17 protein-coding genes are annotated in these 13,903 nt (G+C 52.0%); 11 read left to right on the top strand and 6 right to left on the bottom strand.

What is annotated here, in order from left to right; all coding sequences use genetic code 11:
• Positions 1-23 precede the first annotated feature (23 nt).
• The 7 genes from M2403_RS09940 to phoC all read left to right on the top strand — a co-directional run bounded on the left by M2403_RS09940 (position 24) and on the right by phoC (position 3,310).
• Complete coding sequence (locus tag M2403_RS09940; RefSeq protein WP_259229032.1) at positions 24-242, top strand: hypothetical protein; 219 nt, start codon at positions 24-26, stop codon at positions 240-242.
• Positions 232-525, top strand: coding sequence for a DUF5405 family protein (locus M2403_RS09935; RefSeq protein WP_259229031.1), 294 nt, complete (start codon positions 232-234; stop codon positions 523-525). The genes M2403_RS09940 and M2403_RS09935 overlap by 11 nt, the downstream gene beginning before the upstream one ends.
• Positions 526-735: a hypothetical protein gene (locus tag M2403_RS09930; RefSeq protein WP_259229030.1), complete on the top strand. Its 210-nt coding sequence runs from the start codon at positions 526-528 to the stop codon at positions 733-735. It begins immediately after the preceding gene.
• Positions 732-1,046: a hypothetical protein gene (locus tag M2403_RS09925; RefSeq protein ID WP_259229029.1), complete on the top strand. Its 315-nt coding sequence runs from the start codon at positions 732-734 to the stop codon at positions 1,044-1,046. The genes M2403_RS09930 and M2403_RS09925 overlap by 4 nt, the downstream gene beginning before the upstream one ends.
• A gap of 310 nt (positions 1,047-1,356) precedes the next feature.
• Positions 1,357-1,881: a hypothetical protein gene (locus M2403_RS09920; protein WP_259229028.1), complete on the top strand. Its 525-nt coding sequence runs from the start codon at positions 1,357-1,359 to the stop codon at positions 1,879-1,881.
• 215 nt (positions 1,882-2,096) lie between these two features.
• Entirely contained in the window at positions 2,097-2,297 is a 201-nt protein-coding gene (locus M2403_RS09915; protein ID WP_259229027.1) for an AlpA family transcriptional regulator, read from the top strand.
• Positions 2,298-2,569: 272 nt separating this feature from the next.
• Positions 2,570-3,310, top strand: coding sequence for an acid phosphatase PhoC (gene phoC, locus M2403_RS09910; protein WP_101076177.1), 741 nt, complete (start codon positions 2,570-2,572; stop codon positions 3,308-3,310).
• Positions 3,311-3,401: 91 nt separating this feature from the next.
• Here the strand turns inward: phoC and nlpA are convergent, their stop codons facing one another.
• Complete coding sequence (gene nlpA, locus M2403_RS09905; protein WP_259229026.1) at positions 3,402-4,220, bottom strand: lipoprotein NlpA; 819 nt, start codon at positions 4,218-4,220, stop codon at positions 3,402-3,404.
• Between the two features lie 195 nt (positions 4,221-4,415).
• Here nlpA and M2403_RS09900 point away from each other — a divergent pair, with 195 nt between their 5' ends.
• Entirely contained in the window at positions 4,416-4,934 is a 519-nt protein-coding gene (locus M2403_RS09900; RefSeq protein ID WP_152324440.1) for a GNAT family N-acetyltransferase, read from the top strand.
• 6 nt (positions 4,935-4,940) lie between these two features.
• On the opposite strand, the gene M2403_RS09895 is transcribed toward M2403_RS09900, so the two are convergent.
• The 4 genes from M2403_RS09895 to M2403_RS09880 are packed head-to-tail and all read right to left on the bottom strand — an operon-like array spanning position 4,941 to position 9,840.
• Entirely contained in the window at positions 4,941-6,500 is a 1,560-nt protein-coding gene (locus M2403_RS09895) for an MFS transporter (protein ID WP_259229025.1), read from the bottom strand.
• Between the two features lie 40 nt (positions 6,501-6,540).
• A complete protein-coding gene (locus M2403_RS09890) occupies positions 6,541-7,581 on the bottom strand; it encodes a Gfo/Idh/MocA family protein (protein WP_259229182.1) in 1,041 nt (346 codons plus the stop codon).
• A 13-nt stretch (positions 7,582-7,594) separates the two neighbouring features.
• Positions 7,595-8,662, bottom strand: coding sequence for a Gfo/Idh/MocA family protein (locus M2403_RS09885; RefSeq protein WP_259229024.1), 1,068 nt, complete (start codon positions 8,660-8,662; stop codon positions 7,595-7,597).
• Positions 8,663-8,664: 2 nt separating this feature from the next.
• Positions 8,665-9,840, bottom strand: coding sequence for a Gfo/Idh/MocA family protein (locus M2403_RS09880; RefSeq protein ID WP_165058357.1), 1,176 nt, complete (start codon positions 9,838-9,840; stop codon positions 8,665-8,667).
• 259 nt (positions 9,841-10,099) lie between these two features.
• Between M2403_RS09880 and M2403_RS09875 the strand changes: the two genes are divergently transcribed.
• Positions 10,100-11,167 (top strand): LacI family DNA-binding transcriptional regulator, encoded by a 1,068-nt coding sequence (locus M2403_RS09875; protein ID WP_152324444.1) that lies wholly within the window; start codon positions 10,100-10,102, stop codon positions 11,165-11,167.
• 14 nt (positions 11,168-11,181) lie between these two features.
• Here M2403_RS09875 and M2403_RS09870 read toward each other — a convergent pair whose 3' ends face one another.
• The gene (locus M2403_RS09870) at positions 11,182-11,955 is read right to left on the bottom strand and encodes an SDR family NAD(P)-dependent oxidoreductase (RefSeq protein ID WP_152324722.1); all 774 of its coding nucleotides are present in this window, start codon (positions 11,953-11,955) and stop codon (positions 11,182-11,184) included.
• A 189-nt stretch (positions 11,956-12,144) separates the two neighbouring features.
• On the opposite strand from M2403_RS09870, the gene M2403_RS09865 reads away from it, so the two are divergent.
• Positions 12,145-13,047, top strand: a complete 903-nt coding sequence (locus M2403_RS09865; protein ID WP_259229023.1) for a LysR substrate-binding domain-containing protein — start codon at positions 12,145-12,147, stop codon at positions 13,045-13,047.
• Between the two features lie 53 nt (positions 13,048-13,100).
• Complete coding sequence (locus tag M2403_RS09860) at positions 13,101-13,832, top strand: FadR/GntR family transcriptional regulator (protein ID WP_152324446.1); 732 nt, start codon at positions 13,101-13,103, stop codon at positions 13,830-13,832.
• Positions 13,833-13,903: the final 71 nt, after the last annotated feature.

Genomic DNA, 13,903 nt, shown 5'->3' with positions numbered 1-13,903 from the left:
CCTGCAACATGAGGTATCCCCCGATGATCACAGTCAAATTACCCCGCATGCATTTCTACGCGGGTCGAGTAGACACATCTGAACTTGAAGCGGTGTTGAAACAGGGATTGTGGAGCATGACAGGAGTCGAGCCAGCCGAAGTACGCGTTTCTTTGCACGAAGGGACGAACATTCTTGCTGCCGGCTGTGAAGTCGGGGCGGTTACCAAAATACTTAAAATTGGAGAACACAATGCGCATTGAAATCGACAACAAGTGGGTAATTACCAGCGACAAATTCCAGTTCATTTTGCAGGAAAAAGGCATCGCCAAATCCGGCAAGAACGAAGGCGAAGAAGTGCTGAAGAACGCAAGCTTTCACTCAAAAATGGACTCCCTGCTCCGCTCTCTCATCATGAAAGAAGTCCGTGATTCCGACGTAACTTCGCTGCGGGAAATGGACGCCAAAATCGACCGTGTCTGCATGGAAATCTCCAAGACATTTACCCACCTGACAGCGGAGCAACTCTCTGCGGAGGATGCATAAATGCCGGATGAAATTGATAACGCAGCAGCATTAGAAGAACTGGAACGCGAGATTGCCCTGCTCAACCGGCGGCGTGATTTCTTAAGTTTTACAGGTAAGTGTCACTACTGCGAGCATCCGTTACTGATTGGAAACTTTTGCGACTCAGGGTGCAGGGATGACTACGAGCTTGAGCAGAAACAGAAAGCGCAACGGAGAAATGCAGCATGAATAAGTTTATGGGAACGCCTTATCCATGGAAGTGGTTTACCAGTAATAGCCACAATCGTTTAAGCAGTGAGGTAACCGGCAAAGATGGCGATGTAATTTACGCCTTTAAAGCCTCTGATGGAATGGTCTGCGTCAATGTCAGTCAATGGGATATGCCGGTGATTGCCGCCGCTCCTGAGCTACTGGAAGCACTCATGGATATGGTGGAAATCGTCAAAAAGAACACATACCCGACTCCGGATAAGCCTTCCTCAAACTGGGGGCGCATGGAAGTTGCTGAACAGATTATCGCTAAAGCACTCGGACAATAACCCATGACCGACCCTGACGTGTACATCAAAACCGCTTACATCGGAAGTGAGCATTTCACCGCAGGGAAGTATTACCCAGTCTGGAGCAAGTACGGGATGACTTGCAGGGTATATGACGATGACGGAATTGGAAGATTAGTGATAGCTCCAGGTGGCGGCGCATGTCCGTATCTGGATGGCAAAGGCGAATGGAAATACGTGGGAGTAACGAGATGAATAAACTACCAGTTTGGGCTGTGTGGGCAATCGCTGTGACAGCGTGCGGATTGTTCTGGGTTGCGGTGAGTATTTTTGCTTATGGGGTGTGGAAATGAAATACGAGATTACGAAGGGAAGTGAGAAGGATTTTGAACAAGCTCCCGAGTGGGCAATGGTGCTCCTGAAGCACAGTAACGGGCGTTGCGTTTTTGCAGAAAGCAAATCTAAAGGCGCCAAGCGCACAGAGATGTATAGTGCAGGATACTGCATTATCGTGGCGCCAAATGAATACGAAATCATCGCCGAGCGCAGACCAATCACCGAGCCGGTTTGGGATGGTAAAGGGTTACCGCCGGTTGGAAGCGTTTGTGAGTTTCAAGCGGCGCTTGGTAACTGGGCAGCAATAAGGATTACTGCTCATGGTGAAGATTCAATGCTGATGAAGCAGATTGGCAAGGATAACGAGCAATACATCAGCAAAGATAATAACTTCCGCCCAATCCGCTCACCTGAAGATGTGGCAAGGGATGTGGCAACAAAAGCATTCAATGATATCGGCGTGATGAATCTGATACACGCCAGACAGATTTATGACGCCATCGCAGCAGGAAAAATCCCCGGTGTAAAACTGGAGTAGCTCATGACGCCAGAAGAGGCCGAAAACGCAGTCAGAAGCATCGCAAAGAAACTCCTCACCGAACTCCGCAGTAAAGACAACAACCACACTCTCCGTCAGTTGCTCGATAAATACGCAAACCAAGCTAAGCCACTATGCCCATCAGGTCATGAAGTGTGGCTGTGGCTTTGCGTTTGGGTTCATCGGGTGGCTAAAGGTAAATAGCAGAGGTAAATATGACTCACACAATGAGCCCAGACTCGTTTGTTGATTTGAAGTTCATCATGGCTGATACTGGCTTTGGAAAGACCTTCATCTACGACCGCATTAAAGCCGGTGACCTTCCAAAAGCGATCGTCATTCACGGCAGAGCAAGGTGGTTATATAAAGACCACTGCGAATTCAAAAACCGCCTCATGTTTGCCAATGCTGGGTAAAATCGCGGGTAAAATTACAAAACACATCAAAATAACCCATTCATATCAGTCCCCTGCCTGCCATATTCGATGTATGTAGGGGACACCAAGCATCTCCAACAAAATCCTGTGAATTTACCTGCCTTACTGCAAATTCCCCCATACCCACAAATTCCCAATTTTGAGATCTCGCGCATTTTTTTTGATGAAGAATTTGTTTTACTTACACATGTTAACAAATGTTACGAAAATGAGTTCGTAATGAAAATTCTAATGTCCGTAAGGAAACCTTCATGAAAATTGTAGCTACTTTTTGTCTCGCGGGACTTTTCTCTGTCAATGCTTTTGCCCTGACCGGCAATGATGCGACCACCAAACCAGACTTGTACTATCTGAAAAACGACCAGGCAATCAACAGCCTGGCGCTGCTTCCGCCGCCACCGGCTGTGGGCAGCATTGCGTTTCTCAACGATCAGGCGATGTACGAACAAGGGCGTCTTCTGCGCTCGACGGAACGCGGCAAGCTGGCGGCTGAAGATGCCAACCTGAGTGCGGGCGGCGTTGCGAATGCGTTCTCCACGGCGTTTGGTTCACCGATTACGGCAAAAGACACACCGGAGCTGCATAAGCTGCTGACCAATATGATTGAAGATGCGGGCGATCTTGCGACCCGTTCGGCGAAAGAGAAGTACATGCGCATTCGTCCGTTCGCGTTCTACGGCGTACCGACGTGCAACACGACCGAGCAGGATAAGCTGTCTAAGAATGGATCTTATCCGTCGGGGCACACCTCCATCGGCTGGGCAACGGCGCTGGTATTGACGGAAATTAACCCGCAGCGTCAGGATCAAATCCTTCAGCGCGGTTTCGATTTAGGCCAGAGCCGCGTAATTTGCGGATATCACTGGCAAAGCGATGTCGATGCGGCGCGTATTGTCGGCTCGGCGGTCGTCGCCACGTTGCACACCAACACCGCTTTCCAGCAGCAATTGCAGAAAGCCAAAGACGAGTTTGCGAAACAGCATAAGTCGTAAAATCGTTATCTTGTAAAATACAGAAACGCTTTTGCCTGACGTTGGACTTTCAGGCAAAAGCGTCAAATTTTATTCATCCCTTTAGAGCCTTTTACCAGCCCGGAACTTCGCCACCGTTGAAGATTTTTTCTGCGGCTTTTGCCACTTCCGGCGACTGATAAGATTTCAGAAACTCCTTCACGTTCTCCGCGTCTTTATTGTCTTCGCGCGTCACCAGCAGGTTCACGTAAGGCGAGTTCTTGTCTTCGATAAACACGCTGTCGTGCACCGGCGATAACCCGGTTTGCTGAATGTAAGTGGTGCTGATGATCGCCACATCGACTTTCGGGTCGTCGAGCACACGCGGTAACTGCGCGCCTTCGAGCTCCATAATGTTCAGATGATGTGGGTTCTCAACGATATCCGGCGCCGTCGGCAACAGACCTTTACCCTCTTTCAGAGTGATCAGTTTCTCTTTTTGCAGCAGCAAAAGCGCGCGGCCCAGATTAGTCGGATCGTTGGGGATCGCCACCGTCGCGCCGTCTTTCAGCTGACCGACAGTTTTGATTTTTTTCGAATAACCGGCCATCGGGAACACAAACGTATTACCGACGGCGACGAGATTGTAGCCATGCGCTTTATTGTCCTGATCGAGGAACGGGCGATGCTGGAAAACGTTGGCATCCAGCTCACCGTGCTGCGTGGCGTCGTTCGGCAACAATGAACCACTGAACCCGACCAGCTCGACATCCAGCCCGTATTTCTCTTTCGCGACTTTTTTGGCGACTTCGGCGACATCCTGCTCCGCGCCGTTAATCACACCGACCTTGATGTGCTTCGCATCGCTGCCCTTTTGATCACAACCCGCCAGCACCAATCCTGCGAGTAATATGAAAGCGCCTGTCCGAAAATGAGGCATTGTCAGTTTCACGGTTTTTCCTTAAAAAATAAGCCCTAATCCAAAGTGAAGCTGACTATAGCAGGGTCAGGGTAGCGGCTTAAAAAACGAAAAAAGCATCAATAAGAAGAAAAAAGCATAACCCGTAAATAATGCGCAGCACTCCCCTGCCCGATTCTTTCCGAAACGTGTAGGCTGGAGGAAACTGACTGACGAGAGCCCGGAAGAATGGAAATTATTGAAGCGGACGAACAGCACGTTCCCGAAATGCAGAAAATTTATGCCTGGCATGTTAAACACGGCACCGCGTCCTTTGAAACGGAGCCGCCTTCTGTGGATGAAATGGCCGCGCGCCTGAAGAAAATCAAAGACGCCGGGCTGCTCTGGCTGGTGGTTCTGCATGAAGGGGAAGTGAAAGGCTATTGCTACCTCGGGCGATATCGCGAGCGTTACGCCTACCGGCATACGCTGGAGGATTCTATTTATATTGATCCCGGTTTTCAGAAACGCGGGGCGGGAAAAGCCTTGCTGCGCCGGGCGGTGGACTGGGCGGAAATGCAGGGGTATCGCCAGCTGATTGGCAACGTCGGCGACAGCCAGAATCAGGCGTCCATTCACCTTCATCTGGCGGCCGGTTTTAGTGTTACCGGCACCCTGAAATCCGTCGGTTTTAAACACGGGCGCTGGCTGGATACCGTATTTATGCAGCGCCCGTTAGGCGGCGGCGACCAGACGCCGCCGGAATAACGCCTTTCAGAGCCCGACCGCGTCACCGGGCGCGGGGGCTAATTTTCCTCCGGCGGTTTTGCGCGTCGCACTGCCGCCCCACACTTCCTGATAGTCGTAACCGGTCAGATCCTTGATCACTTTCTGACACTCCGGCGTGCAGTCATTCAGTTCGCCGCCGAGTTTCAGGCGCGCGACTTCTTTGATCAGCGTTCTGTGCGTATCCTGCGTCAGCTTAAATTTAAATGTCATATAGAAACTGACGGCCAGCAGGATGCCGGTAGCAAAAACCATCAGCCCGATAATCGCGTGCAGCGCGCTTTCCGGCTGAATACCCTGGCCTTTAACGAAACCGCTTTCTTCCAGCACCACACCAATCAGCATAATCGCCAGCGCGACCGTGCTTTTTCGCGTTAATACCATTACACCGGCAAATATCCCTTCGCGGCGTTTTTTGGTGACGATTTCATCTACGTCCGGAATAAAGCTGTAGATATTCCACGGAATATAATAAAGACCGGCGCGTGCGAAACCGAATATGGCAAAGACCGCTGAGAACAGCAGCAGGGAAACCGCCATTTCGGTGATATAGACATAGAACAGGAAAGCCAGTACGCAGAATATAATGCCGTACGCCAGCCGCAGTGCACCCGAAGGCGACATATTTAATTTTTCAAGCAACATCATAAATATAAACGTCGAAGGTACGGAAGCCAGCGCCGCCACACTTAAATACCCTGAAACCGACGAGGCACTTTGATGCAATCCGTAAACCACATAATAGGTGAATACGGCACCAAAAACGTCCAGTGCGGTAAACGAGAAGATATAGATAATAATATGCTGGCGGAACATGCGTATTCTGAACGAGGAAAAAAGATCTAATACCAGGCTTTTTAAATGGTGCCACAAACTGCCGCCACCGGCGGTGACCGGCTCCGGTTCAAACTCTTCACGCACGTCTTTCGCTTCCCACGTACACATCCAGGTGGTGAATACCGCCACGCAGAAGATGCAGGCAAAAATGATACCGGTGTAGGTGTACGTCAGGGAATTATCTTTGCCGGTGAACTGCATCAGTATGCCCGGAATCGACACCGCCAGCAGACCGCCGAGCTGGGAACAAATCATGCGTACGCCCGAAAGACGGGTGCGTTCGCTGAACCGGTTGGTCATTTCCGCCGACAGTGTTTCCCACGGCACCAGCACCATCGCGGACAGCAATTCAATAGAAAGATAGGTACCGAGGTAGTACCAGTAGCTCATATCTGTGACCCAGACCAGCGCGTAAAGGAACATCAAAGGAGCGCTGATCAGCAGGAAAAAACGGCGGCGGCCAAATTTTTTCCCCAGCCAGGTGTTGCCGAAATTATCGGTGATATAGCCCATAATCGGGCTTAATATCGCATCGATAACGCGGGCAATAGCGAAAATAGAACCGGCTTCAAAAACAGATAATCCGCAATAAGTGGTATAGAAGAATAATAGCCAGGTACCAATAACGGCAAAAGCGCCGCCACCAAATAAATCGGTCACGCCATACCCGATGGCCGTGCCATAACCGACTCTGCGCTCAGTTGGTTTCATTTTTATTATCCTGTCAGTGTAGGGTTATTATTAAAATTATTTAATCGGTAAGCGTTATCCATTTCCGCAACTGAGATGACCGGTAAATAGCCCCGACAATATTCAGGGATATTTCGGCGTCATAAATATCGGTATAGTTTTTGTTTTGGGTATAAAGAGTATTCCCTGAATGACGAACTGACAGGTAGAAATTAAATACCGCCTGTCGATGGCTGTCACCCCAGTAGCTTTTAGCATTGCCCGACGGATTTTCATCGCTGATTAACAGCGTTTTGTTTTCCCCGTCAATCAGCCAGAGCGTGTTGTGATGCAGCTGCAACAGCCCTTTTTCGCAATGAATTTCCAGCAGCAGCGGGGAATCCGTGCTGTGGCAGTTGGTCGCATAGAACAGCCCGCGTGCGCCGTTACCGAGTTTAAAACTGGCCATCGCGGTATCTTCATTTTCGGTGAGTTCGCTGAGAAAACTGCTCTCCACCACGCCTTTCACCGCCAGCACGCCGCCGCCAAACCACTGCATAAGATCCAGCGTATGAATGGCCTGGTTGATCAGCAAACTGCCACCTTCTGTTTCGAAACGACCGCGCCACGGGCTTTCGGTGTAATACGTGCCGCTGCGCGACCATGTCAGCACGGCTTTAATACTGAGCATTTTGCCGAGCTGCCCGCTTTCGAGCAGCGCTTTAATTTCACGGCTCGTCGGGTTTAGCCGGTTCTGATAACAGACACCCAGCCGGGCGTCTGTTTCCGTCAAGGCCTGCCTGATGGCGGCGACTTCCCCGGAATTCAGTGCCACCGGTTTTTCGGTGAACACATGTTTTCCGGCGGCCAGTGCGGCAAGAATGGCTTCCTGATGCAGATGATGCGGCAGACAAATATGCACAACATCAATCTGCGGGTCGCGCAGCATTTCATGATAATCGGCATAAAAATCGCAGTTATACCACTGCGCCAGCGCACGCCCTTTTTCAACATCAATTTCTGCAATCGCCCGCAGCGTGCTCGCAGGTTCCTGTTCTATCGCCGCCACGTGGCAGGAATGGATGGCACCACAGCCAATGACGGCGGCATTAATCATATTCATCATGCCTCCCGTTTCAGCGTGTCCCGTTCGCCAGCATCTGCGCCCGCACGCAAAGCTCTGCGGCTTTAAACGCATGCACCTGCGTCATGGCGTTTTCAGTGCGGTTCAGACAATCGAGGATCAGTTGCCCGAAGAACGGGAATCCGACCTGTCCGGAAACCGGATAACGGAATTCGCCTTCCTTATTCACCAGGTACACCACGTCCTGTTCGCCACGTGTGATATCGACATATTTGCGCACCTCAATGTAACCTTCAGTGCCCAGCAGCGTCAGACGCCCGTCGCCCCAGGTGCTGAGCCCTTCCGGCGTAAACCAATCGCAGCGAAAATATCCACGTGCGCCGTTTTCACCTTCCAGCATCGTGTCGCCAAAATCTTCAAAGTTCGGGTATTGCGGATGGTTGAAATTCAGCGCCTGCGCCGCGACCACGCGGGCATTGCCGTTGCCGGTATAAAACAGAAACTGCTCAATCTGATGACTGCCGATGTCGCACAGGATCCCGCCAAATTTCTCCCTTTCGTAAAACCAGTCAGGCCGCCCTTCACCCTCGCGGTGCGGGCCGGTACCGAGCGTCTGAACCACGCGACCAATCGCCCCTTCCTGCACCAGTTGCCCGGCAAATACTGCGCTTTCCACATGCAGACGTTCGCTGTAATACACCGCATATTTACGCCCGGTTTTCGCCGCCTTTTCTTTTGCTGCCGCCAGCTGTTGCAGCGTGGTGAGCGGCGCTTTGTCGGTGAAATAATCCTTTCCGGCGTCCATCACTTTCAGCCCGAGCGCGCAGCGTTCCGACGGAATTCCCGCGCCAGCCACCAGTTGCACCTCTTTATCATCGAGAATCGCGCTCAGCGATGGAGCGACCGTCACCTGCGGATACTGGCTGACGAACTTCGCCACTTTTGCCGGATCCGGATCGTAAACCCATTTCAGGCTGGCACCGGCTTCAATCAGCCCGTTGCACATGCCGTAAATATGCCCGTGATCGAGCGCGGCGGCGGCAATCACGAATTCGCCCGGTTTCACCACCGGCTGCGGTTTCCCGACAGGTGCATAGTTCATTCCGTCTTTGATGCTCATATTTACGCTCCTGTATCCATGTTTTTACCCAGCGGGATTGCCTCTTCGTTAGCGAAGTTTTCCACGGAAGCCGATTTCTCGTAAAAGTGCGGGGCCAGCGAAACCAGCCCGCCGGTCTGATAGAAAGGATCAGTCTGAACCAGCGGCAGCGTCACAATGCTGCGCGTAATGGCCGATTTATAAATCGCGGCAATCAGTTCCAGCGAACGCTTGCCCTGAACGCCGTCGATCAGCGGGGCGCTTTTCGTTTCCAGCGCGGTGAGGAAGTTGTCTATCTGGCCGGTGTGCAGGGTATAAGTGAGTTTGGGAATGGACTGATACACATCCTCGAGGCGGTTTTCACGCGCGGTATCACGCTCTTCCACCGGAAAACCGTTCGGGGCAGAAATGCTGGCGAATTTATCCCATGGTGCAGAAACCCGGGCTTTTTCGCCCTGAATGACAATTTTCTGATCTTCACCGTGATGCACTACGGAAGCCGTCAGCTGCGTCAGCGCACCAGTGTCATATTTGAAAATCGCCGCCGAAAGGTCTTCCACTTCGGCATTATCGTGAGCGGCGTTGGTGATCATCGACACCACTTCGGAAGGGAAACCGAGCATCCACTGAATGGCGTCAATATGGTGCACCGCGTGATTGAGGGTGCAGCCGCCCGCCTCTTTTTCCCAGGTTCCGCGCCACCACAAATCGTAATAGGAATGGCCGCGCCACCAGAACGAATCCACCTGCGCGTGGCAAACTTTTCCCGCCTCGCCGGAATCGAGCACCTGTTTCAGCCGCCAGAACGCATCGGTAAAACGGTTTTGCGCAATGATGGAAAGCGTTTTACCGCTTTCCTGCGCGGCGCGGATCATCGCGTCACACTCCTGCAAGGAAGCGGCCATCGGTTTTTCACAGAGCACATGCTTTCCGGCGTTCAGCGCGTCAACAGAGATTTCGGCATGCACATACGGCGGTGTGCAGACGTCAAAAACGTCAATGTCCGAATCATTAAGAATATCCTGATGACTGGCGTAAACCTTCGCGTCAGTGAGCCCGTAATGCCGTTTTTTCTCTTCCGCTTTCTCCGGATAAATATCCACCAGCGCGACCACCTGGCAGCGATCGGCAAACTGCAAATATCCCTGAATATGGTTATGTGAAATATTACCCGTACCAATAATGGCTATTTTAAGCATTATCCTACTCCCGATAAAAACCTAAGGGCGATCGTCACCTTGCTGAATTTATTAATAATTCAGGGCAGGCAAATACGATATTTTTTCTCTGACGTTGTTATTCAGGAGAGTAGTAACGACTTTTTTTTCCAACAACCGCTATTTGTGACAGGAATTGCAGTGCGGCAGAATGGTTTTGCTATGATTGCGAATAGCTTAAGAATTACAACCAGTTAACCGTGGTAATAAGTCCATACTCTAATGAGGCGTTGATCACACAATGACGGGAAAATTAAAAATCAGGCAAATTGCGGAGCTCACCGGGCTTTCTCCGAGCACTGTTTCCCGTGTCCTTGCTGGTAAAGCGAATGTCAGCCCGCGGGCAAAAGAAAAGGTATTTACCCATGCAAGAACTATGGGTATTTTGCGCGACATTCCCGCCAGCCGTTTGTTAATGAATACCCTGTTAATTTGCGCGCCGCCTGCGGCATTTTCCCAGCGTGAAGATCTCTATTATTACGAAGCCATTCAGGAAATTACCGCTGAAGTGGCGCGCTTTGATATTCACATCCGTAAATGCGCGTTGTCGGTAAACGACCCCGATATCGCGGTTTTTATGCAGGCGCTGAATCTGTCCGACGTGGACGGCGTCGTTATCATCGGAATTGATGACGTGATGCTTTATCGTCTGGCGGCGGAATCGAATAAACCGGTGGTGATGCTGAATGCGAAAGACAGCGAAATGCGCCTTGATTGCGTGTCAGCGGATCACTATTCGATCGGTTATTGCGCGGCGAATTTCCTTTTCCAGAAAGGCCACCGGCCGGTATTGCTCTTCACTGACCTGCGCCGCGAAACCATGATGCAAAGGCTGGACGGCTTCAAACGCGCCTGTCTTGAGCATCACGTCATTTTTGACGAAGCGACACATCTGCTGATCAATCACGGCAACGGCAAAGAGCAGGCGCGCAAATGCTTCGATAAATACCTGAAAGAGCGCAACCGCGAATGCCTGCCGTCAGCCATTATCTGCGGCAGCACGCCGATTGCGCACGCCACCGTGGAAGCGTTGCGGGATCAGGGCATCCAGGTGCCGGAAGACATTTCCGTCATGAGCATGGATTTCGAGCACGACATGAAACTCACCTCGCCGATGAATTTCACCTCCGTCCTTCTGCCCTGCCGCGAGCTGGGCAGCGAGGCCGTGTACATCCTGCAAAGCCGCCTGACGCGGCCATCAGGCGCGAAATTTAACCTGTTGTTGCAGGGCAAAATCCACACCGGACAATCAGTTGCGGATGTAAAATGGAAGCGTAAAGGGTTATATCCGCAGCCTTCCGGTTTATAATCAGACGATGATGATCAGTTGCGACCAGCCATCACCCCGCCGTCAATATCCCAGATTGCGCCGGTGACCCAGCCCGCTTTTTCGCTCAGCAGAAACGCGACGGTTTCAGCGATATAACGCGGCTTACCGACGCGGCCAATCGGGTGGAAACTGTTGAAGCTGTTCATCACACCTTCCACTTCATCTTTCGCGATAAAACCTTCATAAATGGGCGTCTGCACCACCGCCGGAGACACGGCGTTGACACGGATGCCGTGACCGCCCAACTCAATCGCCATGTTTTTGGTCAGCGCATGCAGCCCGGCTTTAGCCATTGAATAGGCGGAAGAAGGCGTGGCACCGATGGCCTGCTGCGCCCACATCGACCCGATATTCACCACCGAACCGCGCGTTCCGGCTGCCAGCATATTTTTCACCACATCACGGGTGATAAAAAACGTCGCGCGGTTAATGTTCATATACATGTCGTAATCGGCTTCTTCATGCTCCGCAAAAGGTTTCGGGAAAAACACACCCGCGGCATTCACCAGCAGACTGATATCCTGATGCTCCGCGTTAATCGCGTAACGGATGTGATTCATGCCCTGCTCCGTCATCAGATCCCCCACCAGCACGGAAACCGGACCGAGTGCGGAAAGCTCACGCTGCGCGGCGTCGGCTTTTTCCTGACGGTTACCGACCAGCACCACACTGCCGCCCTGCTCCAGCATCAGACGCGCGGTTTCCAGCCCCATGCCACTTGTACCACCAACAACCAGTAATTTTTTACCGCTGAATGTGTTGCTCATCATTTTTATCTCCGCAATATTTTCTTTGTCTGTGTAACCGGAGCAGTTCCTCGATCCGGCTGATGAGGTCATCATGCCAGCCATGCGCACCGCCAGCGACGCATAAGAAATAAGTCATCGACAAAGAAAAACTATCTCATTACTGTGCGCTGGTACTTTGCAAAAAATTTCCCCGACGATGAGAACATCATGCGAACCCTCAACAGACTGAAATGGTTGCAGGCTTTTGAAGCCACCGCGCGACACGGCAGTTTTACCGGCGCGGCGAATGAGCTGGGCGTAACACCCGCTGCGGTCGGCCAGCTGGTGCGGGCGCTGGAAGAATGGGTCGGACATCCGCTGCTTACGCGCAGCCGCTCCGGCAGTGAACGCCTCACGCTGCTCAGCGATGTGCATGATGCGCTCGATGACATCTCGCTCGGGCTGGATAAACTGGAAAGCGGCCTGACAAAACTTCGCGGGCGCAGTGCGCGCTCAGTGGTGGTGGTCACCGCCTCGCAGGTGCTGGTGATGAACTGGCTGATGCCGCGGCTTAATCGTTTTTCAGAACGCCATCAGAATATTGATATCCGTCTGGACGTCGCAGACCGGCTCACCGATCTTGCGCACGGTGAAGCCGATATTGGTATCCGCTGCGGGCCGGGAAACTGGTCAGGTTTACACGCTACCTGGCTGATGGATGAAGAAGTGGTGATGGTGTGCAGCCCGTCTCTGCTGCCCGCCGATAAGAACATCAGCCACAACTGGCTTTATGAACAAAAGCTTATCCACGACGACACGCCGCACCCCGGCGCGAATTTCCCGCTGTGGGAAAGCGTACTGAAAAAATGCGGGCTGGACGGCGTGCGTCAGTCTCATCAGCATATCAATTCCACCGCCGCGGTGATCCAGGCCGTGCTCAGTGGTCAGGGCATCACGCTGGTACGCAAAGCGCTGGTGCAGCAGGATTTAGATATTCACCGGCTGGTACAGTTATTCCCGCAAATGACGCTGCCAATCACCTGGTCTTATTATCTCGTCAGGTCTGCAAAATCCTTACAACGCCCGGAAGTGAAGGCATTTCACGACTGGATGGTGGAGGAAATTCAGTAAGATGTTACGATTATCGCGCCAGCCCTCCCCTGAAACTCACTGCTGAGACTCCGATGAACAAACTCACTTCTTCCGTTTCTGAATCCATTACCCGTGATCTGGCGCTGCGCATTATTCGCGGCGAACTGGCTGTCGGGTTACCGATCCCGGGGGAAAACGAGCTGGCGCAGCAGTATGAGGCATCGCGTACGTCGGTGCGAAATGCGCTTCAGGTGCTCGGGGCGAAAGGCATGTTACTGATCCAGGCCAAGAGACGCAGTATCGTTACACCGCGCGAGCAGTGGAGTTTTCTGGATGCAGAAGTGTTGTCGTGGCTCGAAGATGTCGGTATCGAATCGGAACTGGTAGAACAACTGATGCTCACGCGCCTGATTTTTGAGCCAGACGTCGCGGCCATGGCGGCGCTCAATGCTACCGGTCATGATCTGGCCGCGATTGAAGATGCGCTGGCGACCATGCAGTCCGGCCAGAAAAACAATTCTGCTGCAGAATTCGAACAAGGCGATCTGGCATTTCACACCGCCGTTTTGCAGTCGTGCCATAACCCTTTTCTGGCGTCAGTCGGTAACGCGCTGTCGGCAGCTATGCTTCTGTCTTTCAAGCAAACCCTCGAAGCTGACCTGCAACTCACGCAGGAAGCCGTACAGCAGCACCGCGACTTACTGGAAGCGATCCGCCTTAAACAAGCTGATTCCGCACGTAAATGTATGCGCCACATCCTATTGAGCGCCGCCCACAAACACATCTGGCGCGAAATCCCCGAAAAGTATCAGCACTTCTTTTAACGATCTTTTTTATCCCCGTTAGCTAACTTTGGATCTCCATCACAGTTATAAGGTTATTTTTTCCTCATCAT

It is taken from the genome of Rahnella sp. BIGb0603, from assembly GCF_024808755.1.
Classification (GTDB): Bacteria; Pseudomonadota; Gammaproteobacteria; order Enterobacterales; family Enterobacteriaceae; genus Rahnella; species Rahnella contaminans.
The sequence above is the reverse complement of the archived record's forward strand: the minus strand, read 5'-3'. Positions and strand labels throughout refer to the sequence as shown.

Excerpts from the sequence above, each read along its gene's own strand:
- M2403_RS09940 (WP_259229032.1), top strand. The coding sequence starts at position 24 with ATGATCACAGTCAAATTACCCCGCATGCATTTCTACGCGGGTCGAGTA.
- M2403_RS09935 (WP_259229031.1), top strand. The coding sequence starts at position 232 with ATGCGCATTGAAATCGACAACAAGTGGGTAATTACCAGCGACAAATTC.
- M2403_RS09930 (WP_259229030.1), top strand. The coding sequence starts at position 526 with ATGCCGGATGAAATTGATAACGCAGCAGCATTAGAAGAACTGGAACGC.
- M2403_RS09925 (WP_259229029.1), top strand. The coding sequence starts at position 732 with ATGAATAAGTTTATGGGAACGCCTTATCCATGGAAGTGGTTTACCAGT.
- M2403_RS09920 (WP_259229028.1), top strand. The coding sequence starts at position 1,357 with ATGAAATACGAGATTACGAAGGGAAGTGAGAAGGATTTTGAACAAGCT.
- M2403_RS09915 (WP_259229027.1), top strand. The coding sequence starts at position 2,097 with ATGACTCACACAATGAGCCCAGACTCGTTTGTTGATTTGAAGTTCATC.
- phoC (WP_101076177.1), top strand. The coding sequence starts at position 2,570 with ATGAAAATTGTAGCTACTTTTTGTCTCGCGGGACTTTTCTCTGTCAAT.
- M2403_RS09900 (WP_152324440.1), top strand. The coding sequence starts at position 4,416 with ATGGAAATTATTGAAGCGGACGAACAGCACGTTCCCGAAATGCAGAAA.
- M2403_RS09895 (WP_259229025.1), bottom strand. The coding sequence starts at position 6,500 with ATGAAACCAACTGAGCGCAGAGTCGGTTATGGCACGGCCATCGGGTAT.
- M2403_RS09890 (WP_259229182.1), bottom strand. The coding sequence starts at position 7,581 with ATGAATATGATTAATGCCGCCGTCATTGGCTGTGGTGCCATCCATTCC.
- M2403_RS09885 (WP_259229024.1), bottom strand. The coding sequence starts at position 8,662 with ATGAGCATCAAAGACGGAATGAACTATGCACCTGTCGGGAAACCGCAG.
- M2403_RS09880 (WP_165058357.1), bottom strand. The coding sequence starts at position 9,840 with ATGCTTAAAATAGCCATTATTGGTACGGGTAATATTTCACATAACCAT.
- M2403_RS09875 (WP_152324444.1), top strand. The coding sequence starts at position 10,100 with ATGACGGGAAAATTAAAAATCAGGCAAATTGCGGAGCTCACCGGGCTT.
- M2403_RS09870 (WP_152324722.1), bottom strand. The coding sequence starts at position 11,955 with ATGAGCAACACATTCAGCGGTAAAAAATTACTGGTTGTTGGTGGTACA.
- M2403_RS09865 (WP_259229023.1), top strand. The coding sequence starts at position 12,145 with ATGCGAACCCTCAACAGACTGAAATGGTTGCAGGCTTTTGAAGCCACC.
- M2403_RS09860 (WP_152324446.1), top strand. The coding sequence starts at position 13,101 with ATGAACAAACTCACTTCTTCCGTTTCTGAATCCATTACCCGTGATCTG.